The organism is Paraburkholderia sp. SIMBA_030, from assembly GCF_046535245.1.
Lineage (GTDB): Bacteria > Pseudomonadota > Gammaproteobacteria > Burkholderiales > Burkholderiaceae > Paraburkholderia.
The window spans coordinates 1-247 of sequence record NZ_JAWRXB010001304.1 but is presented as its reverse complement, the minus strand read 5'-3'; the positions used below and the strand labels follow the sequence as shown (position 1 = coordinate 247).

The 247-nt window shown below is 62.8% G+C and carries 1 protein-coding gene; it reads right to left on the bottom strand.

Features of this window, described 5'->3' with window-relative positions; all coding sequences use genetic code 11:
* Positions 1–63 precede the first annotated feature (63 nt).
* The coding region (locus SB772_RS44265) for a hypothetical protein (protein WP_410839059.1) at positions 64–247 on the bottom strand (184 nt) is incomplete at its 5' end.

Genomic DNA, 247 nt, shown 5'->3' with positions numbered 1-247 from the left:
CCAGGGACGGGTACAGCACCCCAAGTGCCGTACCCGTCCCTGGGCCCGTAGCCAGGTAGGAGCCTAAGGCTTGGCTGAAGGCGTCGCTGACGGCGTGGCCGAAGGCTGGCTCAACTTGGTCTGTATGGCCTTAGCTGCCTTCTGGATCTTGTCGCCGTAACCTCCGTTGAGGGCAGTGTCCTTGATCTTGGTCGCGTCACTATCACGTTCGGACGCCGCCGCCGCTTCGAGCGTCTTGAGATCGGTC